This window comes from Faecalimonas umbilicata (genome assembly GCF_004346095.1).
Lineage (GTDB): Bacteria > Bacillota > Clostridia > Lachnospirales > Lachnospiraceae > Faecalimonas > Faecalimonas umbilicata.
This window is the reverse complement of the sequence record NZ_SLZV01000004.1, coordinates 42,450-65,231: the sequence shown is the minus strand read 5'-3', so window position 1 is coordinate 65,231 and position 22,782 is coordinate 42,450. Positions and strand designations below refer to the sequence as shown.

Here is a 22,782-nt window from a genome sequence, read left to right as displayed (position 1 = left end):
GAGAGGAACAAAAAGTAAAACATGCCGAAAGAAAAAGATTTTAGGAGGATGACAATGGCAAGTTCAACAAACAACAATCAACCTTTCGGAATCAAAGATAAAATCGCTTACATGTGTGGAGACTTTGGTAACGATTTCTTCTTTATTCTGATTAGTCAATTTTTAATGGTGTTCTACACAAGCGTGTTGGGAATCAATGCAGGTGTGGTAGGAACTTTGTTTTTAGTAGCGCGTTTTGTTGATGCGTTCACAGATATTGGAATGGGACGAATTGTAGACAGTGCGAAACCTGGAAAAGAAGGAAGATACCGTCCATGGATCAGAAGAATCCGTATCCCGGTAGTCCTTGCAGGAGTACTTGTATTTATTCCATGGGTAGCAAACCTTCCGTATGCACTGAAGATTGTTTACATCTTTGTGACTTATATTTTATGGGGAAGCTTCTGTTACACAGCAATCAACATCCCATATGGTTCTATGGCTTCCGCAATCACTACTGATCCGGTAGAGCGTGCACAGCTTTCTACATTTAGAAGTGTAGGTGCGTCACTTGCAGGAGTTATCGTTGGATTTGTAGCGCCGATGATCGTATACGTAAAAGATGAGGCGGGAAATCAGGTATTAGTTGGGGAACGTATGTTTATTCTCTCACTTATTTTCGCTGTATGTGCATTCATCTGCTACACAATCTGTTACAAATGGTCTACAGAGCGTGTTGTGACAGAGACAAAAACAGCTGAGAAGAAGACTTCCGCAAAAGACCTTGTAAAAGGACTTGTTGGAAACCGTGCACTTGTATCTATCATTGTTGCGGCAATCGTATTACTTCTTGCAATGCTTCTTGCACAGTCTATGAACGTATATCTGTATCAGGATTACTTCAAAAATACAAAGGCAATGTCAATTGCAAGTTTATTAGGTACTGCATGTACATTGATTTTAGCTCCATTTTCTGGTAAAATTACTAAGAGATTTGGAAAGAAAGAAGCATCTAGTGCGGCATTACTTTTTGCATCTGCAGTATATGTATTCTTATTTGTTGCAAAGATTAAAAATCCATGGGTATTCTGCGGAATCATTTTATTAGGAAACCTTGGAAGCGGTCTTTTCAACTTGATGATCTGGGCATTTATCACAGACATCATTGATTACCAGACTGTAATGACAGGTTCTGAAGATGGTGGTACTGTTTATGGAGTTTACTCTTTTGCAAGAAAGCTTGGACAGGCTCTTGCAGGAGGACTTGGCGGATATGCGCTTGCACTGATCGGATATCAGTCAGGTGCAGGTATTGACCAGACAGAGGCTGTAAAAAACTCTATTTATGCGGTGGCAACAGGTGTTCCGGCAATCGGATATCTTATCATTGCATTGATCTTGATTTTCTGGTATCCTCTTTCTAAGAAGAAACTGGAAGAAATCAGAGAAGAATTAGACAAAAGAGCAGCAAAATAATTTGCGCTAGATACATCCGGCAGTCAGCGATATGGCTGCCTGTCGGTACGAGAAGAGATATTTTGCGTTCCTTATAACGCATAATAAAATATATAAATGAAACGAAAGGAGAAATGTGTATGAAAATGACATTTCGCTGGTATGGACCAGACGATCCGGTAACTCTGGACAATATTCGTCAGATTCCGGGAATGACAGGTGTCGTGACAGCTGTTTACAGTGTTCCTGTCGGAGAAGTATGGCCGGAAGAAGAAATTCTGAAATTGAAAGCTCAGGTAGAAGCTAAAGGACTTGAGATGGAAGTGATTGAAAGTGTTCCGGTTCACGAGGATATCAAGTTGAGAAGAGGAAACTATCAACAGTATATCGAGAACTATAAAGAGAACATCAGACGTCTTGCAAAAGCAGGCGTGAAGTGTATTTGCTACAACTTCATGCCAGTATTCGACTGGACAAGATCACAGCTTGACAGAGAACTTCCGGATGGATCTAACGCACTTGTATACTACAAAGAGCATGTAGCGCAGATGGATCCGACAAAATTAGCTCTTCCGGGATGGGATTCTTCCTACTCAACAGAAGAGATGGCAGAGCTGATCCAGGCGTACAAAGATCTTGGAGAAGAAGGTCTGTGGGAGAACCTGGCTTATTTCATCAACGAAATTATGCCGACAGCAATCGAATTTGATGTCAACATGGGAATTCATCCGGATGATCCACCGTGGTCTATTTTTGGAATTCCGAGAATCATTACATGCGAGGAGAACATTGATCGTTTCTTAGGTCTCTATGATGATAAACATCACGGACTGACACTCTGCAGCGGAAGTCTTGGATGTGCGACATTTAACAACTACGCAGAGATGGTAAAGAAATATGCGGCAATGGGACGGATTCACTTCGCTCATGTAAGAAATGTTAAGATTTTGGAGGACGGATCCTTTGAGGAGAGTGCACACTATTCTCCGTGTGGATCATTAGATATCGTTGAAATATTAAAAGCATATCACGATGCTGGATTTGAAGGATATTTAAGACCGGATCACGGAAGAATGATCTGGGGAGAGACTGGAAAACCGGGATATGGACTGTATGACAGAGCATTAGGTGCAATGTATATGACAGGAATCTGGGAAACCCTTGATAAATTAGACAAATAGTTCGAAAAAATAAAAAGATTGGAGCGTGGAAAAATATGAAACTTCCATTTCAAATTGATCTGAAAGATAAAGTAGTAGTTGTAACAGGAGCCGGCGGTGTACTTTGTTCTATGTTCGCAGCAGCTGTTGCTGAGACAGGAGCGAAAGTTGCACTTCTTGACCTGAACGAAGAAGCAGCAAAAGCAAATGCTGAAGCAATCGTCAAAGACGGAGGAATCGCAAAAGGATATGCATGTAATGTACTTCAGAGAGAGAGCATCGAAGCAGCAAGAGATGCGATCCTTGCAGATTTCGGAACATGTGACATCCTGATCAACGGAGCAGGAGGAAACAATCCGAGAGCAACAACAGACAATGAATTCTTCCACAAAGAAGATTTAAATCAGATGAAGACATTCTTTGATCTTGATGTATCTGGAGTAGAATTCGTATTTAACTTAAACTACCTTGGTACACTGCTTCCAACACAGGTATTTGCTCAGGACATGATGGACAAAAAAGGTGCGAGCATCATCAACATTTCCAGCATGAATGCATTTACACCACTGACAAAGATTCCTGCATACAGCGGAGCAAAGGCTGCTATTTCTAACTTTACACAGTGGCTTGCAGTACACTTCTCAAAAGTTGGAATTCGTTGCAACGCAATCGCACCAGGATTCTTCGTTTCAAAACAGAATGAAAAATTATTATTTAACGATGACGGAACACCGACAGCACGTACAGAGAAGATTTTAAGAAACACACCTATGGATCGTTTTGGTAAATCAGAAGAGTTGATCGGTACTTTATTATACTTAATGTGCGAAGATGCTTCTAGCTTCGTAAATGGTGTAGTAATTCCGGTAGACGGAGGGTTCTCTGCTTACTCAGGCGTATAATAGTAATCAGATAGAAAAGACACATTGCCAATGCAGAAGAACATGCAGAGTCTGTTTTTCTGCATTGGCGTTCTTTATCATAGAAAAAGTGAAATGACAGATGCTTTGGCAAGCATACAATCTTCCAGAGCGCACAAAAAAGATAGGATAAGGAGAAAATAAAAATGAAAAAATTTATGGATAAAGATTTCCTCTTAGAGACAGAGACAGCAAAAGTATTATATCATGACCATGCGGCAAAAATGCCGATCTGTGATTTCCATAACCACTTAAATGTACAGGAAATTTATGAAGATAAAGTGTTTAACGACATCGGAGAAATCTGGCTTGGGGGAGATCACTACAAGTGGCGTGCACTTAGAACAAACGGAATCAAGGAAGAGTATGTGACAGGAAAGGAAGTTTCTTTCCAGGAAAAATTCAGCAAATGGGCTGAAACAATTCCATATACATTCGGAAATCCACTGTATCACTGGACACATCTGGAATTACAGCGTTATTTTGGAATTGAAGAGCCGTTAAGCCCGAAGACAGAGAAAGAGATTTATGAAAAGTGTAACCAAATGCTCAATACAAAAGAATTCTCTGTTAGAAATCTTCTCCGCATGATGAATATCACAGTACTTTGCTCCACAGATGATCCGGCAGACGATCTGAGATACCACAAAGCATTAAAAGAAGATGGATTTGAAATTCAGGTACTTCCGACATTCCGTCCGGACAAAGCGCTTGGAATCGACAAGGCTGATTTTGCAGAATATATTGCAAAACTTTCAGAAGTTGTAGGATATGAGATCGATTCCATCGAAACATTAAAGAAAGCACTGGAAGAGAGAATTAACTACTTTGCAGAAGTTGGATGCCGTGTCAGCGACCATGGATTAGATGAAAATCTCTACATCAAAGCATCTGAAGAAGAAGTAGATGCAATCTTTAAAAAAGCATTGGCAGGGGAGAAACTGACAGCAGAAGAGATCAAGAAATTTAAAGGAAACGTTCTTGTATTTTTAGGAAGCCATTATCACAAGAGAAATTGGACAATGCAGCTTCACATTGGAGCAGTTCGTAACAACTCTACAAGAATGTTTGAAAAGTTAGGACCAGATGCAGGATTTGACTCTATCGATGATATCTGCTATGCAAAAGAATTAAGTGCACTTTTAAATGCAATGGATTACAACGCAGAACTTCCAAAGACAATCCTTTACTGCCTGAATGCAAAAGATAATGAGATGCTTGCAAGTATGGCTGGAAACTTCCAGGATGGTTCCTGCAAAGGAAAAGTACAGTTTGGTGCTGCATGGTGGTTCCTTGATCAGAAACGCGGTATGGAAGCACAGTTAGACGTATTGAGCCAGATTGGCCTCCTGTCTGCATTTGTTGGAATGCTTACAGACTCAAGAAGTTTCCTTTCTTTCCCAAGACACGAATACTTCCGCCGTATCCTCTGCAACTACATCGGAAATCTTGTTGAGAATGGAGAATATCCGGCAGACATGGAATTCCTCGGACAAATGGTAGAAAATATTTGTTACAATAACGCAATGGAGTATTTCGGATTTTAGGAGGCATAGATGTCAACGATATTTGATTCTTTTGAAAGAAAACATGACTTTTTAATCTGTGTCGATTCAGACGGATGTGCAATGGATACAATGGATATCAAGCATTTTCGCTGTTTTGGCCCATGTATGATCGAAGTCTGGGGACTCCATGCTCACGAACAAGAGCTTCTTGCACGTTGGAATGAAGTAAATCTTTATACAATGACAAGAGGGATCAATCGGTTCAAAGGACTTGCGATCGCATTGAAAGAGGCAGAGGAAACCTACGATGATGTGCAGATTGATGATCTGGAGACATTTCTTCGTTGGACAGAAACAACAAAAGAACTTTCAAACCGTGCGATTGAGGAAGTGCTTGCTCAAAAAGAGAGCAAGTCACTTCGGATGGCGCTGGAGTGGTCAGAGCGGGTCAATGTGGCAATTAAAAATCTTCCGGAAGAGGAAAATCTTCCATTTGAAGGTGCGAAAGCAGGACTTGCAGCTGCTCATGCTGCAGCAGATGTAGCGATTGTGTCTTCTGCAAATGCAGGAGCAGTCAGAGAAGAGTGGACAAGGCATAACCTGATTGAGCATACGGACATTATGCTGGCGCAGGATGCAGGAACAAAAGCTTACTGTATCGGTCAGCTTTTACAGAAAGGGTATGAAAAAGCCCATGTACTGATGATTGGGGATGCTCCGGGAGACCAGAAAGCGGCGGAGGACAACGGAGTGCTGTACTATCCGATTCTGGTGAAAAAGGAAAAAAGTTCCTGGGAGCGGTTCCTGTCAGAGGGACTGGAAAAATTCCTTTCAGGAACATATTCAGGAAAATACCAAGAAGAAAGAATTAACGAGTTTCAGAAGAATCTTTCCGAGTAAGTCATTTGAAAGAAAAAGGAGGAAGCAGCGTGAGAGAAATTATTAATATCAATGAAGGATGGTCTTTCAGTAAAGAGCAGAAAGAACTGCCGATCGCGTGCGAAGAAAGCTGGGAAGTAGTCGATCTTCCACATACATGGAACCAGTATGACGGGCAAGATGGAGGTTCGGACTACTATCGTGGAGCTTGCTGGTATGTAAAGGAATTAGGGCCATATACAGTGAAGCCGCATAGCCGCATTTACCTGGAATTTCAGGCAGCAGCAAATGTATGCGCGGCTTATGTAAATGGAAAGAAAGTGTGCAGTCATGAAGGTGGATTCAGCATTTTCCGTGCGGATATCACAGAGCAATTAGATGAAAACGGAGAAAATCTGATTGCCGTATGCGTGGACAATGCACCGAAATCAAATGTCTATCCACAGATGGCAGACTTTACATTTTATGGAGGTCTGTACAGAGATGTGAATCTCGTGATTGTAAATGAATCTCACTTTGATCTGGACTATTATGGAGCACCAGGAATCAAAGTTTCCTCTAAAATCCAAGGAGAGAATGCACTTGTAGATATTCATTCTTATGTGACAAATCCTTTGGAAGGTGACCGTGTAGAGTTTGAGATTTATGATGAAGATGGAGAGACAAAAGTATTTGCAGTTCGTCCGGCGACACAGGAGACACAGGTAGCTGTAGAGCTTCTTGATGCACATCTGTGGCAGGGAGTCGAAGATCCATATCTTTATACCGTTTCTGCGAGATTGGTACGACACAATGAAGTACTGGATGAAATTGAAACGAGAATAGGTATTCGTGAATATACAGTGGATCCGCAAAAAGGATTTTTCTTAAATGGAAAAAGTATGCCGCTTCGCGGAGTATCCAGACATCAGGATAGATATGATCTTGGAAATGCACTGACATTTGAGGAGCATTACGAAGATATTCTGTTGATCAAAGAAGTGGGGGCAAATACTATCCGCCTTGCACATTATCAGCACAGCCAGGATTTTTATGATCTTTGTGACGAAGCAGGATTTATTATTTGGGCAGAGATTCCGTTTATTTCAGCGATGAACGCAGATCCGGATGCTCACGAAAATTGCAGAAGCCAGATGAGAGAATTGATTTTCCAGAATTTTAATCACCCATCCATCTGTTTCTGGGGAATCTCAAATGAGATTACAATTGGAGGAGAAGTGCCGGGACTGGTAGAAAATCTGAAAGATCTACATGCGCTTGTCCATGAATTGGATGATACAAGGATGACAACAATGGCCCAAGTGTCCCATCTTCCGATGGAAAATGAGCAAAATGACATTACCGATGTGGTAAGTTACAACCATTATTTCGGATGGTATGGCGGAAAACTGGAAGATAATGAGGCATGGCTGGATGCGTTCCATGAGATGCACCCAGAAAGACCGATCGGAATTTCTGAATATGGATGCGAAGGAATTACAACATATCATAATGATAATCCAAAAGGCGGAGATTACAGCGAAGAATTTCAAGCAGTGTACCATGAGCATATGGCGAAAATCATTGAGGAACGTCCGTGGCTTTGGGCAACACATGTATGGAATATGTTTGATTTTGGATGTGATGCAAGAAATGAAGGTGGTGTCAAAGGACGTAACAACAAAGGCCTTATGACAATTGATCGTCTGATTCGCAAAGATGCATTTTACCTGTATAAGGCATATTGGACAGAGGAAGAATTCGTTCATATTTGCAGCAAGCGCTATGCGCAGCGTACAACAGACACTGTGACAATCAAAGTTTACACGAATTGTCCGGAAGTTACACTTTCTATCGGCGGAAGGGTAATTGAGAAACAGGCAGGAAATAAAGTGTTTACATTTGAAAATGTACCGTTGCAGGAAGGATTTACAACAATTGTGGCAAAAGCTGGAAATTGTACGGATACAATCACTCTGGAAAAGGTTGCAGAGGCAAATCCATCTTATATTTTTGAAGAAAGCGAAGATGATAAAGTAGCAGGTGTAACAAACTGGTTTGACAATGTAGATTTATCTGTAGCACGTCCAATGGAATTTAAAGAAGGATATTTTTCTTTGAAAGATCTTGTGAAAGATATTTTAAAGAATACAGAGGCATGCCAGGTTCTGTTAAATGGTCTCAGCAGTACGATGGGAATTAATATTAAGAAATCGATGCTTGAAGTTATGGGAGACCGTCCGGCAATGGATATGGGTGCAAACAGTGGAGACGAAAAGATGATGGCTGTAATGGCATATATCAATGCAGAACTTCAGAAAATCAAAAAAGAAGACTAACGATTGTTTCTGTGAAATTATATTGAAAACATAGACAAAGCAGGGGTGTTCCTATGAACATCCTTGTTTTTGTCTATAAAAGCATTTTTAAGATACTATGCAATAAAAATCTTCTAACAAAACGAAAAAGAGCAAATAATTATTGACATAATCTGTATTAAAATGTAAAATATTTAGAATAATTTGAAATACAAAAAGATATTCAGAATATTTCTCGAGTGTTTTGGATGGAGCTGTGGAAGGAGGAACTTACTATGGAGAAAATTCAGATGACGACACCGCTTGTGGAGATGGATGGCGATGAGATGACGAGGATTTTGTGGCAGATGATCAAAGAGCATTTGATTTTGCCTTATGTGGATTTGAAGACAGAATATTATGACCTGGGGTTGGAATACCGTAATGAAACGGAGGACAGGGTTACAGTAGAGTCTGCAAATGCAACAAAAAAATATGGGGTTGCCGTAAAGTGTGCGACGATTACACCGAATGCTGCCAGAATGGAAGAGTACAATCTGAAAGAGATGTGGAAAAGTCCAAATGGGACAATCCGAGCTATGTTAGATGGAACGGTATTTCGTCAGCCGATCGTTGTAAAAGGAATTGAGCCGTGTGTTCGGAACTGGAAGAAACCGATCACACTGGCGAGACATGCCTATGGAGATGTGTACAAAGGTGTGGAGCTGAAGATTCCGGGGGCTGGAAAGGCAGAACTTGTCTATACTGGCGAAGATGGCACTGAAATGCGAGAGCTGATCCACGATTTTTCGGGACCAGGTATTATACAGGGAATGCATAACACTGACGAGTCAATCACAAGCTTTGCAAGAAGTTGCATGAACTATGCGCTGGATACAAAGCAGGATCTCTGGTTTGCTACAAAAGATACCATTTCAAAGAAATATGATCATACGTTCAAAGATATTTTTCAGGAAATTTATGATACAGAATATCAGGAAAAATTTCAAGAAGCAGGTATTACATATTTCTACACATTGATTGATGATGCTGTGGCACGTGTGATGAAATCAGAAGGAGGATTTATCTGGGCATGCAAAAATTATGATGGTGATGTGATGAGTGACATGGTATCTTCCGCATTTGGATCTCTTGCCATGATGACTTCCGTGCTGGTATCTCCGGATGGTTACTATGAGTATGAGGCAGCACACGGGACAGTACAGCGCCACTACTATAAACACCTAAAAGGAGAAGAAACTTCTACAAACTCGGTAGCTACTATCTTTGCATGGACAGGTGCGTTGAAAAAGAGAGGAGAACTGGATGGCAATAAAGAACTGACAGCATTTGCAGAAAAGCTGGAGCAGGCGACGCTCGATACGATCGAGTCGGGAAAGATGACGAAGGATCTTGCGATGATCACATCGATTCCGAATCCAGTCGTGCTGAACAGTGAAGCGTTTATTAAAGAAATCGCGGAGAAACTTTCTCAATACAGTGAGAAATAGAAGTGGATATGGTTTTATAAAAAATGGAACGATTGCAAGAAAAAGGTATGTTGCAATCGTTCCGTTTGTCTGTTTATGAATAGTTTCCGAAAGAGCGGAGTGTAAGCATGATGGCTGGCACCCCAGATGACTATTTATTCCGCGAGGGATTCCCATTGTTCATAAAGATCCCATAGTTTTGTATCAATTTCGGCTTTTTCATTTGTGATGTCCATTAGCTTTTTTGAGTTCATTGCATACTCCGGTTTTGCAAGCTCTTCATCGAGTTTAGCGGAAGCCTCTTCCAGTTTTTGAATTTTCTCTTCTAATTTTTTAAGATCATTCTGCCGTTTCCGTTCTTTTGCCTGAAGTTCCTTTTGCGCCTGCCAGTCTAATTTCGATTCAGATGCTGTTTCTTCAGAGGAAGCATCTGTTTGCGCGGCAGATTCGGTGTAGGCGGCAGTAAGCTCTTCCTTTTTTTCTAGATAATAATCATAGTTTCCGATGTAGTTCACAAAACTTTGGTTAACGAGATCCAGAATCCTTGTGGCAGTTTGGTTGATGAAATAGCGGTCATGCGAAACATACAGAACCGTTCCAGTGTAGTTGTTAAGCGCTTGTTCTAAGATTTCTTTTGAGGCAATATCCAAGTGGTTTGTCGGCTCGTCAAGAATCAAAAAATTAGCTTCCGACAACATGAGCTTCGCGAGAGACACCCGTCCTCTTTCCCCACCACTGAGATCGCCGATCCGTTTAAAGACATCCTCTCCGGTAAAGAGAAATGCGGCAAGAGTGTTACGGATCTCTGTATTTGTCAGTGACGGATAGTCGTCAGAAATCTCTTCGAAAATAGTCTTTTCCATGTGCAGAACGTGATGTTCCTGATCATAATAACCGATATGGACATTGGAGCCAAGTGTAAAGGTTCCGTGATCTGCAGGAATCACTTCGTTTAAAATTTTTAGTAAGGTTGTCTTGCCGGTTCCATTATCCCCGATGACTGCAACATGTTCTCCACGCTTGATTTCAAAGTTGATATTTTGAAAGAGCGTGTGTGTGCCAAAAGATTTTCCTAACCCTTCTACACGAAGCACATCATTTCCGCTGATGACGGTCGGTTCTAAATGAAGCTTCAATTCGGCATGATGTTCCAATGGCTTTTCAATCCGATCCATTTTATCGAGCATTTTTTCACGGCTTTCTGCACGGCGGATCGATTTTTCACGATTGAAAGAACGAAGTTTTCGAATTACTTCTTCTTGATGGCGGATTTCCTGTTGTTGATTCAGATATTCTTTTAACTTCGCTTCCCGGATCAGTTTCTTTTTCTCGGCAAATTCAGAATAATTGCCGTTGAACATCATAATTTCGCCAAATTCAATTTCAATGACTTTTGTTACAACGCGGTTGATGAAATAGCGGTCGTGGGAGACTAAAAGTACGGCACCTGGATAATTTGAGAGGTAAGTCTCAAGCCATGCGATAGAATTCAGATCTAAGTGGTTCGTAGGCTCATCAAGAAGTAAAATATCAGGTTTGGTAAGAAGCAGTTTTCCTAGAGCTACTCGGGTTTTTTGACCTCCGGAGAGGTTGTCCACACATTTGTCAAACTCTGTCTCTGCAAATCCAAGACCTTTTAATACACCGACAATCTCGCTTTTGTAGGCATATCCATCTGCCCGCTCAAAGGCTGCACTTAATTTGTGATAGGTATGCAAAAGCTGCTCAAGTTCTTCCCCGCTTTTTTTCTGCATTTCTTCTTCTAAGCGGCGAAGTTGTGTCTCCATCTGAATCAGGTCGGCTTTTGCGCTTTCTACTTCCTGATAGATCGTGTTGCCGGACAATAGCGCTTGATGCTGCGCAAGATATCCGATGGTCTTCCCTTTGGCAAGGATGATTTCTCCATCATCAGCGGGAATCTCTCGCATGATCATTTTTAAGATGGTTGATTTCCCGGCACCATTTAAACCAACTAACGCCGCTTTTTCGTGTTCTTCTATATGAAAAGAGCCATTTTTGACAATCACTTGCTCCAAAAAGGCTTTTTTTAGATTATGGCATGCTAAAACCATGTTGTTTCCTCCTAAATCAATTGTTGAGTTGTTATTTCCATGCTGAAAAAATGTGACCATTTCCCCAGAATCTTCCTTTACTCTCTTTTCAATTATAGCGGATATCAAAGAAAATACAACTAAAAAGAAATGAAAAGTTTGACTTTGCTAGAACAATTTTATATAATAAGATGTAATAAACAATGGGGATGGTGAACATTTGTGACAGAAAGACAGATTTCTCAGGCAGTCATCAGACGTTTGCCAAGATACTATCGGTATTTAGGCGAACTTCTGGAAAATGGAGTGGAACGCATTTCCTCAAATGACCTGAGCAAGAAAATGAAAGTGACCGCTTCCCAGATTCGTCAAGATCTGAATAATTTTGGTGGATTTGGCCAGCAGGGCTATGGATACAACGTGAAATATTTATACACAGAGATTGGTAAGATCTTAGGGCTCGATAAGACACATAATATTGTGATCATCGGTGCAGGAAATCTCGGACAGGCGCTTGCAAATTATGCGGCATTTGAAAGAAGCGGATTTCTGCTGAAAGGAATTTTTGATATTAATCCAACATTAAAAGGAATGACGATTCGCGATGTTCCGATTCGAATGATGGAAGAACTTCCGGAGTTTGTACAAAACAATGACATTGAGATTGCAGCACTTACGATTCCGAAGACGAAAGCAGTGGAAGTGGCAGAACTTCTTGTGGACAACGGAGTGAGGGCGATTTGGAACTTTGCACATACTGATCTAAATCTTCCAAAGAATGTTATTGTGGAAAATGTACATCTTTCAGAAAGCTTAATGCGTTTATCTTACAATGTAAATCGCTATAATTACTTTAATGCAAAGGAATAAGAAACGATGATCATTGGAGTTGGAACCGATATGATAGAAATAGAACGTGTAAGGAAAGCGTGTGGAAAGCAGGCTTTTTTTACGCGTTGTTTTTCCGTGCGGGAACAGGAGATGATTCGCGGGCAGATGGAGAAAGCAGCAGGCAATTTTGCAGTCAAAGAGGCTGTGGCGAAAGTATTTGGAACCGGATTTTCAGGATTTCGTCCTGGAGATATCGAGGTATTGAGGGATGAGAGAGGCAAACCTTATGTGAATCTTTTGCGAGGGGCAAAGGAGGCGGCAGTATCTGCCGGTATTGTAAAAATACATGTTTCCATTACGAATACTGATTGTTATGCTGTTGCATTTGCAGTGGGAGAGGGGGAATAATATGAGATATCTGCCGACTGGAGCGCAGATGAAACAGGGAGACCAAAAGACGATCACAGAGATGGGTATGCCGTCGATGGTTCTGATGGAGCGGGCGGCACTTTCTGTTGTGGAGATGATGGAGTCTGAGCAACTAGATTTAAAAAAGGTGCTCGTTGTCTGTGGTTCCGGAAATAATGGAGGAGATGGTTTTGCTGTCGCAAGACTTTTGCATCTAAAAGGATATGCTGTGGATGTCTGGTTTGTCGGGAAGGAATCTTCTATGACAGAGGAGACAAGGCTTCAGAAACAGATCGCGGTCCACTATGGAGTACCTGTAAAAGAACGGGTAGGAGAAGATTGTTATACGGTGATCGTAGATGCAATTTTTGGAATTGGATTATCAAGACAGGTTTCCGGGACATATTATAATGTGATTGAAAACTTAAATCAGATGGATGCCATAAAAGTCGCTGTAGACATTCCATCGGGACTTTCGGCAGATACAGGAGATGTACTGGGAATTGCATTCGCAGCAGATTTTACAGTCACATTTGCATTTCAAAAGATTGGGATGTTGTTTGGTATGGCGCGCAAGCTTGTCGGAAAGCTTGTGACGGCCTCCATTGGAATTGAACCTTCTGTATATGATGGGAGGGGAGATGTGTGCTATACTTACGATAGGACGGATTTGAAAAATCTGCTTCCTGCGCGTGATCCGGATGCTCACAAGGGTAACTACGGGAAAGTGCTTTTGATCGTGGGAAGTCCGGGAATGGCAGGTGCTGCTTACTTTAGTGCAAAGGCGGCATATCTGACAGGTGCCGGACTTGTACAGATTTATACAGCAAAAGAAAATCAGTCGAACTTGCAGCAACTGCTCCCGGAGGCGATCATTACCACATATGAAAGGTATGAGGAAGAAAAGCTAAAGGAACTGCTGGAATGGGCGGATGTTGTTGGAATCGGTTCAGGACTTTCGATGAGTGAGACCGCACAGCACCTTCTTTCAACTACCGTTCGCTGTGCAAAAAAGCCGTGCATGATCGATGCGGATGGATTGAACATTTTGTCAAAAGACAGGGCACTTTTTGAGAAATTGACACCGGATTGTATATTGACTCCCCACATGAAAGAAATGGCAGGGCTATGCGGGCATTCCGTGAAGGAATTAAAAGAAGAACGTTTTCGGTATTTTCAGGAATTTCTCGGATCGATTCCGTCTGTCTGTGTGATGAAAGATGCACGAACACTTGTAGGAAGAGATGGACGGCCAGTATATGTGAATACTTCCGGCAATCAGTCGATGGCAAAAGGGGGAGCCGGTGATGTCCTTGGCGGCATGATCACGGGGTTACTTGCACAGAAAATAGAGCCGTATGAAGCGGGAACACTCGGGGTGTTTTTGCATGGTTTGGCGGGAGATGCTGCACAGAAGAAAAAAGGCAGTTATAGTGTTCTTGCAAGTGATATTCTTGATGGGATTGCAGAAGTGCTGACCGCGGAAAGCACAGAGATGATTTTGCGTGAAAAGTGTTAAAAGAACAGAATAAAAAGTAGTAAGGGGCAGATAAATGAAAACTTATAGCAGAGTGTATGCAAAGATAGATCTAGATGCAGTAGCATGGAATATGGAACAGATGAAAAAAAATCTCAAAGAAGGAACTGAGATGGTTGCTGTGATCAAAACAGACGGATATGGGCATGGAGCTGTGCAGGTTGCATCGATGCTGGAATCATATGATTATGTGTGGGGATATGCCGTGGCAACATTAGATGAGGCGGTTGTGCTCCGTGCGGCAGAGATTCAAAAGCCGATTTTGGTGTTGGGATGTATTTTCCCAGATCAATATTGGGAGATGTTGAAATATGAAATCCGTATGAATGTTTATACAAAAGAGATGGCAGAGGCGATTTCAGCTCTGGCAGTTGAAAAAGGGGAGCAGGCATATGTACATATTAAACTGGATACCGGGATGGCGAGGCTTGGATTTTCTGCAGAAGAAAGCAGTATTGAAGAAATCAAGGAGATTGCAGAACTTCCGAATTTAGTGCTGGAGGGAGTTTTTACCCATTTCGCTAAAGCGGACGAAGAAGATAAGACGTTTACAATGATGCAATTGGAAAAGTTTGAGTGGATGACACAGAGACTGGAAGAAGAAGGGGTTACTTTCCCGTATGTTCATGCGTCAAACAGTGCAGGAATTATAGATGTTCGCAGGGCTGATTATAATCTGGTACGTGCCGGGATCGCAATTTATGGGCTCTATCCTTCGGAGGAAGTCGATAAGAAAAAGGTGCAGTTAAAACCGGCATTGTCTTTGAAAAGCCATATTGCATTTGTAAAAGACATCCCGGCAGGGACGCCGGTAAGCTATGGCGGTGATTTTGTGTCAGAGCGTCAGATGCGGATTGCGACCATTCCGATCGGATATGGTGATGGGTATCCGAGAAGCCTTTCGGATACCGGATATGTGTTGATTCGCGGTAAAAAAGCTCCAATTATCGGAAGAATCTGCATGGATCAGTTCATGGTGGACGTATCAGATATCCCAGAGGTGAAATTTGGGGATAAAGTGACGTTGATCGGAAGAGATCAGGAAGAGTATCTCCCGGTGGAAAAGTTAAGCGAGTTATCTGGCAGGTTTAATTATGAGTTTGTCTGTGATCTTGGGAAGCGGATCCCGCGTGTCTATGTGCAGGATGGGAAGGTTGAAGAACAGGTAGATTATTTTGCTTAAATAAAATAAAGCTCTAAAGAATACATCCGAGAAAAGAGGAAATACTTTTTGTATCTTGAAGAATCGGAGTGTGAATAGAGTGGTTGTAAAACGAGGGGATATTTTTTATGCAGATTTAAGTCCAGTTGTCGGATCGGAACAGGGAGGTATCAGACCAGTATTGATCATACAGAATGATATTGGGAACAAACATAGTCCAACAGTCATCTGTGCCGCCATCACATCGAAGATGAATAAGGCGAAACTGCCAACGCATATTGAGATTGATGCAAAAAAATGCAGACTGGTAAAGAATTCAGTCGTACTGTTAGAGCAGATCCGTACAATCGACAAACAGAGGCTCAGGGAGCAGGTTTGTCATCTAGATCAAGAACTAATGAAAAAAGTTAATGAAGCACTGAAAATCAGTCTGGAGCTTCATACATAGTAAAGGAGTAGACGATGGAAGAAGAGAGGCGTCTGTGGAAAAATTTGAAGCAGATAGTATCCGGAGAGAGTCCGGAGAGCAAAGAAGAAGTGCAGGAAGCGGTTGAACATGTGGTAGAAGAGTGCGGCAGTCAGGGATACCTTGAAGAAAACGAAGTGCGAATGATCAAGAATGTGCTGCAGTACAGTGGGAAAAATGCTCGTGATATCATGACGCATCGAAAGGATATTGTAGCGGTGGATGGCAGTGAGACGCTGGAACATGCTTTGCAGTTCATGCTGGATGAGCGGTTTACGAGATTTCCGGTTTATGAGGAGAATATCGATGATATTATCGGTACGATCCATCTTAGAGACGCGATGAAATATTATTTAAACAAAGAGCTTCGCCCGGTCAAAGTAAAAGAATTAAAAGATTGTCTTCGTGAGGTCAGCTTTATCCCGGAAACAAAAGGACTATCCCGTTTGTTCAAACAGATGAACACAGAAAAGAATCATTTATTTATTGTGCTGGATGAGTATGGACAGACAGCGGGGATCGTAGCGATGGAAGATATCATTGAGGAAATCGTCGGGAACATTTTTGATGAATATGATGAAGAAGAAACATTGTACTTCCGGCAGGAAAATGGGACCTATCTTGTTAAGGGGAAAGTAGCATTGGATGATCTGGAGGAGATTTTAGGAATCGAGATTGAAGATGAAGAAAATGAGACGTTGAATGGCTTTTTGATTTCGAAACTTGAACGGATTCCAGCTGAACATGAGACGTGCGAGGTACAATATGATGTTTACTGTTTTAGAATTCTTCGCGTAGACAATAATATGATCGAGTTGGTTGAAGTTGAAAAGATAGAAGATTAGTGATAGAATATAGCAGTGAAATACAAAATAGAAAGAGGTTAGAGTAATGTCAGGACATTCAAAATTTGCGAATATTAAGCATAAAAAGGAAAAAAATGATGCTGCAAAAGGAAAAATCTTTACAAAGATCGGAAGAGAACTTGCAGTAGCAGTAAAAGAAGGAGGCGGACCGGATCCGGCAAATAACAGTCGTCTGCGAGATGTAATTGCAAAAGCAAAAGCAAACAATATGCCAAATGACAACATCGACCGCAGTATTAAGAAAGCGGCGGGCGAAGGTTCTGCTGACAATTACGAACACATTACATATGAGGGATATGGACCAAATGGAACAGCGATCATTGTGAAAGCGCTGACAGATAATAAGAACCGTACTGCATCCAATGTCCGCAATGCCTTCACAAAAGGTAGTGGAAATGTTGGGACTCCGGGATGCGTTTCTTTCATGTTTGATGAGAAAGGACAGATCATTATTGCAAAAGAAGATTGCGATATGGATTCTGACGAACTGATGATGCTTGCTTTAGATGCAGGAGCAGAAGATTTTGTGGAAGAGGAAGACAGCTACGAAGTGTTGACAGTGCCGGAAGATTTCAGTGAAGTTCGTCTGAAATTGGAAGAAGCAGGAATTCTGATGGCAAATGCAGAGGTGACCATGATCCCACAGACATGGGTAGAGTTGACAGATGAACAGGATCTGAAAAATATTCAGAAGACATTGGATCTACTTGAGGAAGATGATGATGTCCAGGAAGTGTACCACAACTGGGATGAATAAGAAATTCAGTTTAGAGTATAGCATGTAGTTATTTTGCAGCAAAAAGGAGCTGTTGCTCTTAAAAGAATAAATGGCACAGTCAGATCGATCACCAACCAGGTGAAAGAGTGGCTGTGTCATTTTTGCATAAAATTTTCATAGTTAGATAAATTATTTTCAATTACAAATTAAAAAACATGAAAAAGATAGCTCTTGTGCAAATATTTTCTGAATGGTATACTAGATTCTAGTGAGAAAAAATCAGAATGAATACGCAGGAGGCAACGCAAATGAGCAATAATTACAGACCAGAGACAAAATGTATTCAATCAGGCTGGAAGCCGAAAAATGGAGAAGCCAGAGTGCTCCCGATCTACCAGAGTACAACATTTAAGTATGAGTCCAGTGAGCAGATGGGCAGACTTTTTGACCTGGAGGAGGCAGGATATTTTTATACAAGACTTCAGAATCCTACTAACGATGCCGTGGCAGCGAAAATCTGCGATCTGGAAGGAGGGGTTGCAGCAATGCTTACTTCCTCTGGACAAGCAGCAAATTTCTATGCGATCATGAATATTGCAGAAGCTGGAGATCACATTGTATGTGCGTCAGCACTTTATGGGGGAACCTATAATCTGTATGCCCATACATTGAAAAAAATGGGAATTGAAGCAACCTTTGTAGATCCGGATGCAGGAGAAGAGGAGTTACATGCTGCATTTCGGGAGAACACAAAAGCAGTATTTGGAGAGACTATATCTAATCCATCCCTTGTTGTTCTGGATATTGAGAAGTTTGCGAAGGCAGCTCATGCACATCAGGTTCCATTGATTGTTGATAATACTTTTGCGACTCCAGTGAACTGCCGTCCATTTGAGTGGGGAGCAGATATTGTAACACATTCTACTACAAAATATATGGATGGACATGCGACTTGTGTCGGAGGCTGTATTGTAGACAGTGGAAATTTTGACTGGGATGCTGCAAAAGAAAAGTTCCCGGGATTGACAACTCCGGATGAAACTTATCATGGAGTGATTTATACAGAGCGCTTTGGAAAACTGGCCTATATCCAGAAGGCGACAGCACAATTGATGAGGGATCTTGGATCGATTCAGTCTCCACAGAATGCATTTTTATTGAATATCGGACTGGAGACATTGTGTCTGAGGGTTGAGAGACATTGTGAAAATGCGCAGAAAGTTGCTGAGTATCTTGAGAACCATGAGAAAGTGGCATGGGTGAACTATGCGGGGCTGGAAGGAAATAAGTATCATGAACTTGCGAAAAAGTATATGCCGAATGGTACATGTGGAGTGATTTCTTTTGGACTGAAAGCGGGAAGAGACGGAGCAGTTGCGATGATGGATCATCTTCAGATGGCTGCGATTGTTACCCATGTTGCAGATGCGAGAACATCGGTGCTCCATCCGGCAAGTCATACACATCGTCAGATGAATGAACAGGAACTGCTCGAAGCAGGGGTACAGCCAGATCTTATCCGCCTTAGTGTCGGAATCGAACATGTAGAAGATATTATTGCAGATTTGGAGCAAGCACTTGCCTATGTCTAATGGTAAGCTAAGAAACTCCGACCTGTTTTGATGAAATGGTACAGATGAAGAAATAAATAAAATACGTCTTGCAGAATACTGTTGTCCGATGGATGGGATACATTGTTTTGTGAGACGTATTTTTATATGATCAAAGAGTTCTTTATGTTCCAGGAAAGTATGAAATATTATTTTCTGCACATACTAAAAAGAAAATATCAGGAGTGTGTGAAATGGGACAGGAAGAAAGAGATAATCATCAAGAAAAAGAGACGGAACAAATTAAAGAAATGGGAGCGCTTGAACTTGACAAAGACAGAGAAAAGCATCGTATCCAGCTTCTTACAATTATTGGAGAAATCGAAGGTCATGAAGCAGTATCGGGAAATACAAAAGCAACAAAATATGAACATCTACTTCCAAAGCTTGCGGAAATAGAAGATAATGAAGAAATTGATGGAGTGCTGATCCTTCTCAATACAATGGGCGGGGATGTGGAAGCAGGACTTGCAATTGCGGAGATGATAGCATCTCTTAGTAAGCCGACAGTTTCGCTTGTACTGGGAGGCAGTCATTCTATCGGTGGACCTCTCGCGGTGTCGGCAGACTACTCTTTTATTGTACCGAGTGGAACTATGATCGTGCATCCAGTGCGTTCGACCGGAATGTTTATTGGTGTCTTACAAAGCTATAAGAATATGGAGCGGACACAAGATCGTATTACACGGTTTCTCGCAGAACATTCCCGTATTTCTCAAGAACGTGTCGAAGAGTTGATGCTAGACTCGACACAGCTAGTAAAAGATGTGGGAACATTGCTGGAAGGAGAAGATGCCGTTCGGGAAGGACTGATCGATGCGGTTGGAGGTATCAGTGATGCATTAAAAAAATTGCAGGCAATGATTGAAGCGAACAAAAAATAGTGTTATAATAAACATAGTATGTTTTGTTGTGGTATGGGAAATAGCCTGTGCCACAACTTGCGAATAAGAAACAAGGAGGGAATATTGTATGGCTGCAAAGAAAGGCAAAACAACAAAAAAGGCAGGCACAAAAGGGAAAAAGGCACAAAACAGTTATTCTTTCCGTGATGAGATTATCATTCTTTTGACATTAGCAGTGGCAATTCTTCTTATTTTGAGTAATTTCGGTCTGGGAGGATTTCTTGGAAATGCAGTTTCTGCATTTTTGTTCGGAATCTTTGGACTGCCGGCTTATATCATGCCGGTTTTACTTTTTTTAGGGACTGCTTTCGTATTTTCAAACAGAGGTAATTCTTTTGCATACATAAAACTGGGGGCAGGAGTTGGTTTTTCCTTCATGCTCTGCACGTTTTTACAGTTGCTTACTGTTCCATTTGAAAAAGAGCAGACTATTATTTCCTTTTATAGATATGCAGCGAAGGAGAAAAAGGGCGGCGGACTGCTCGGAGGGATTTTTACAAAATTGTTGTGCCCGGCAGTTGGAGTCGCGGGAACTTATGTGATAGTGATTATTTTAATGATCATCTTTCTTGTGCTGATCACGGAAAAGTCCTTTTTAAGAGGGCTGAAAAAGGGCAGTGCAAAAGTTTACACATCTGCGAAGGAAGATGTCAGAAAAAGACGGACACAGGCATCTGCGAAAAGGGAAGCGCGTGCTGAAAAAGAAGAAACAAAAGCGATAAAAGAAGCGCAGAAAGCTGCGAAACGAGAGGCCAAAAAAGCGGCTAAAGCAGACCAGCATATATCAGGTGTGACATTTGATACTACACTCACACAGCCTAAGGAAGATTTGAAAGAATTAAAACCGGAAGAAATTCCATTTGAGGAGCAGCCGCTGGATTTTGTGATCAATCGTGCAGAGCCTACTTTGAAACAGGAAGTTTTAGAAGAAGTAGCTCCGGCAGGAGATCCATTTGCACCGGATCCTGCAACAGAGAAAAAAAATACGAGAGCAAAGAAAAAGAAATCCAGTGAGGAAGAGACACAAAAGGCGACAGAAGAAGTTGAACGAGAGAGGAAAGAAACGGAACATCAACCAAAATTAAACTATCAGCGCCCACCACTTTCGCTATTGAAGCGTGGAAAAGCAGGTGGTGGGGATTCCGATGCACATTTGCGTGAGACAGCGAACAAGTTGCAGCAGACGCTTTATAATTTTGGAGTACGTGTTACTGTGACAAATGTAAGTTGTGGACCATCTGTGACACGCTATGAACTTCAGCCGGAGCAGGGAGTAAAAGTCAGTAAGATTGTCGGTCTTGCCGATGATATCAAATTGAATCTGGCGGCCGCTGACATTCGTATTGAAGCGCCGATCCCGGGAAAAGCTGCAGTTGGAATCGAGGTTCCGAACAAAGAGACTTCCCCGGTGATGCTGCGGGATCTTCTGGAAACGGAAGAATTTCAAAAGAGTACTTCCAAGATTGCTTTCGCAGCAGGAAGAGATATCGCAGGGAAGGTTGTTGTGGCAGATATTATGAAGATGCCTCATCTTCTGATCGCAGGTGCGACAGGATCTGGAAAATCTGTCTGTATCAATACACTGATCATGAGTATTTTATATAAAGCAGATCCGGATGAGGTGAAATTAATCATGATCGATCCAAAAGTTGTAGAGTTAAGTGTCTACAATGGGATTCCACATTTGATGATTCCGGTAGTTACAGATCCGAAGAAAGCATCGGGAGCTTTAAACTGGGCTGTTGTGGAAATGGATAAGCGGTATCGGTTATTTGCGGAATACAATGTGCGTGATTTACGGGGATATAACGAAAAGGTATCTGAGGTTGAAAAACAGATAGAAAATGGTGAAAAGCCAGAAAAAATGCCTCAGATTGTCATTATTGTTGATGAGCTTGCAGACCTTATGATGGTGGCACCAGGGGAAATCGAGGAGGCGATCTGCCGCCTGGCACAGCTTGCCCGCGCAGCGGGAATTCATCTTGTTCTTGCGACACAGAGACCGTCCGTGAATGTTATTACCGGATTGATCAAGGCAAATATGCCGTCGCGTATTGCTTTTTCGGTGTCTTCGGGAGTGGACTCCAGAACAATCATTGATATGAACGGAGCGGAAAAACTTCTTGGAAAAGGTGATATGCTTTTTTATCCATCGGGATACCAGAAGCCTGCCCGTGTGCAGGGAGCATTTGTCTCTGATAAAGAAGTTCAAAATGTTGTAGAATATCTCGTGACAAAGAATGGAAATGCCGTATATAATGAAGAAGTAGAAAATCATGTAAACAGTGCACAGACGGGAATGGCATCAGCTGCAGGAGCAGGTGGAGGAGCCGATGAACGCGATGTCTACTTTGTAGATGCAGGACGTTTTATTATAGAAAAAGACAAAGCTTCTATCGGAATGCTCCAGCGGGTATTCAAAATTGGATTTAACCGTGCAGCACGCATTATGGATCAGCTTTTCGAAGCTGGTGTCGTTGGCGAGGAGGAAGGAACCAAACCGCGAAAGGTACTGATGTCTATGGAAGAGTTTGAGCAGTACATAGAGGAGTATGTATAAA

General features: G+C 41.8%; 18 protein-coding genes. 17 read left to right on the top strand and 1 reads right to left on the bottom strand.

Translation table 11 applies throughout. The annotated features are described in order from the left end of the window. Positions 1-54 precede the first annotated feature (54 nt). From EDD74_RS02745 to EDD74_RS02715, 7 genes are all read left to right on the top strand, one after another. The gene (locus tag EDD74_RS02745; RefSeq protein ID WP_116442266.1) at positions 55-1,455 is read left to right on the top strand and encodes an MFS transporter; all 1,401 of its coding nucleotides are present in this window, start codon (positions 55-57) and stop codon (positions 1,453-1,455) included. Between the two features lie 119 nt (positions 1,456-1,574). Further along, the gene (gene uxuA, locus EDD74_RS02740; protein WP_016438610.1) at positions 1,575-2,615 is read left to right on the top strand and encodes a mannonate dehydratase; all 1,041 of its coding nucleotides are present in this window, start codon (positions 1,575-1,577) and stop codon (positions 2,613-2,615) included. Between the two features lie 35 nt (positions 2,616-2,650). Continuing rightward, positions 2,651-3,496, top strand: a complete 846-nt coding sequence (locus tag EDD74_RS02735; RefSeq protein ID WP_008975409.1) for an SDR family oxidoreductase — start codon at positions 2,651-2,653, stop codon at positions 3,494-3,496. 164 nt (positions 3,497-3,660) lie between these two features. After that, the gene (gene uxaC / locus EDD74_RS02730; protein ID WP_016440575.1) at positions 3,661-5,061 is read left to right on the top strand and encodes a glucuronate isomerase; all 1,401 of its coding nucleotides are present in this window, start codon (positions 3,661-3,663) and stop codon (positions 5,059-5,061) included. 9 nt (positions 5,062-5,070) lie between these two features. Next, positions 5,071-5,922, top strand: a complete 852-nt coding sequence (locus EDD74_RS02725; RefSeq protein WP_116442265.1) for an HAD hydrolase-like protein — start codon at positions 5,071-5,073, stop codon at positions 5,920-5,922. A gap of 29 nt (positions 5,923-5,951) precedes the next feature. Next, positions 5,952-8,219, top strand: a complete 2,268-nt coding sequence (locus EDD74_RS02720) for a glycoside hydrolase family 2 protein (RefSeq protein WP_016440573.1) — start codon at positions 5,952-5,954, stop codon at positions 8,217-8,219. Between the two features lie 254 nt (positions 8,220-8,473). Next, positions 8,474-9,688, top strand: a complete 1,215-nt coding sequence (locus EDD74_RS02715; RefSeq protein ID WP_008975414.1) for an NADP-dependent isocitrate dehydrogenase — start codon at positions 8,474-8,476, stop codon at positions 9,686-9,688. Positions 9,689-9,822: 134 nt separating this feature from the next. On the opposite strand, the gene EDD74_RS02710 is transcribed toward EDD74_RS02715, so the two are convergent. Then, entirely contained in the window at positions 9,823-11,739 is a 1,917-nt protein-coding gene (locus EDD74_RS02710) for an ABC-F family ATP-binding cassette domain-containing protein (RefSeq protein WP_116442264.1), read from the bottom strand. Positions 11,740-11,940: 201 nt separating this feature from the next. Between EDD74_RS02710 and EDD74_RS02705 the strand changes: the two genes are divergently transcribed. The 10 genes from EDD74_RS02705 (at position 11,941) to EDD74_RS02660 (ending at position 22,781) form a co-directional block, all read left to right on the top strand. Beyond that, positions 11,941-12,588, top strand: a complete 648-nt coding sequence (locus EDD74_RS02705; RefSeq protein WP_008975417.1) for a redox-sensing transcriptional repressor Rex — start codon at positions 11,941-11,943, stop codon at positions 12,586-12,588. Positions 12,589-12,594: 6 nt separating this feature from the next. Then, the gene (gene acpS, locus EDD74_RS02700) at positions 12,595-12,957 is read left to right on the top strand and encodes a holo-ACP synthase (protein ID WP_008975418.1); all 363 of its coding nucleotides are present in this window, start codon (positions 12,595-12,597) and stop codon (positions 12,955-12,957) included. Between the two features lies 1 nt (position 12,958). After that, complete coding sequence (locus EDD74_RS02695; protein ID WP_116442263.1) at positions 12,959-14,476, top strand: NAD(P)H-hydrate dehydratase; 1,518 nt, start codon at positions 12,959-12,961, stop codon at positions 14,474-14,476. Positions 14,477-14,510: 34 nt separating this feature from the next. Further along, complete coding sequence (alr, locus tag EDD74_RS02690; RefSeq protein WP_116442262.1) at positions 14,511-15,677, top strand: alanine racemase; 1,167 nt, start codon at positions 14,511-14,513, stop codon at positions 15,675-15,677. Positions 15,678-15,756: 79 nt separating this feature from the next. Then, positions 15,757-16,104, top strand: coding sequence for a type II toxin-antitoxin system PemK/MazF family toxin (locus EDD74_RS02685; protein ID WP_009261949.1), 348 nt, complete (start codon positions 15,757-15,759; stop codon positions 16,102-16,104). Positions 16,105-16,118: 14 nt separating this feature from the next. Then, positions 16,119-16,967 carry a hemolysin family protein gene (locus EDD74_RS02680; protein WP_008975422.1) on the top strand — a complete coding sequence of 283 codons (849 nt, stop codon included), beginning with the start codon at positions 16,119-16,121 and terminating at the stop codon, positions 16,965-16,967. A gap of 46 nt (positions 16,968-17,013) precedes the next feature. Further along, positions 17,014-17,745: a YebC/PmpR family DNA-binding transcriptional regulator gene (locus EDD74_RS02675; protein ID WP_116442261.1), complete on the top strand. Its 732-nt coding sequence runs from the start codon at positions 17,014-17,016 to the stop codon at positions 17,743-17,745. A 269-nt stretch (positions 17,746-18,014) separates the two neighbouring features. Continuing rightward, entirely contained in the window at positions 18,015-19,298 is a 1,284-nt protein-coding gene (locus tag EDD74_RS02670; protein ID WP_116442260.1) for an O-acetylhomoserine aminocarboxypropyltransferase/cysteine synthase family protein, read from the top strand. Positions 19,299-19,510: 212 nt separating this feature from the next. Continuing rightward, positions 19,511-20,200 (top strand): ClpP family protease, encoded by a 690-nt coding sequence (locus tag EDD74_RS02665; RefSeq protein ID WP_016440566.1) that lies wholly within the window; start codon positions 19,511-19,513, stop codon positions 20,198-20,200. A gap of 88 nt (positions 20,201-20,288) precedes the next feature. Then, positions 20,289-22,781: an FtsK/SpoIIIE family DNA translocase gene (locus EDD74_RS02660; RefSeq protein ID WP_008975615.1), complete on the top strand. Its 2,493-nt coding sequence runs from the start codon at positions 20,289-20,291 to the stop codon at positions 22,779-22,781. Position 22,782 lies beyond the last annotated feature (1 nt).